General features: G+C 70.9%; 1 protein-coding gene. It reads right to left on the reverse strand.

The window, feature by feature from the left end:
* On the reverse strand, positions 1-447 hold a 447-nt coding region (locus G3I78_RS48395), incomplete at both ends, for a LamG domain-containing protein (RefSeq protein WP_164437002.1).

A 447-nucleotide genomic window follows, 5' to 3' on the forward strand; every position in this document is an offset into this window, starting at 1 on the left:
GTGGGACCACTGGTCGAGGGCGAAGTTCTGGCCGTCGTAGCTCAGCCGCTGCTCGCCGCCCGCCCCGTTGGCCGTGATCGCGAACCGCGGCCCGTTGCCCGCGCTGACCGTGAGGAACATGCTCTTGCTGGAGCTCCCGCCGAGGTCGAACACGCGCGACCACGTCGCGAGCGCGCCGGGCTTGATCCACGTGGAGACGGACCAGTCACCGGTCAGGCCGCTCAGCGTCCCGTTGGGCAGGGTGACGTACGATTTGCTCTTGCAGAAGTCGATCGCCGTCCCGATCCGGCCGGGCTGGCGGTCCCCGTCGGCCGTGCAGTTGGACGTCGGCGAGCCGTCGGTCCACTGCACCACCGGCGCTCCGGCGTCGGTGCTCATGTCCTGGACGCCGAGCGTGAGCCCGGTGCCGTAGTTCGCGAGCTGGACTCGGCGCTCGGGGTCGGGCAC

The organism is Streptomyces sp. SID13726 (genome assembly GCF_010548375.1).
Taxonomy (GTDB): Bacteria; Actinomycetota; Actinomycetes; order Streptomycetales; family Streptomycetaceae; genus Streptomyces.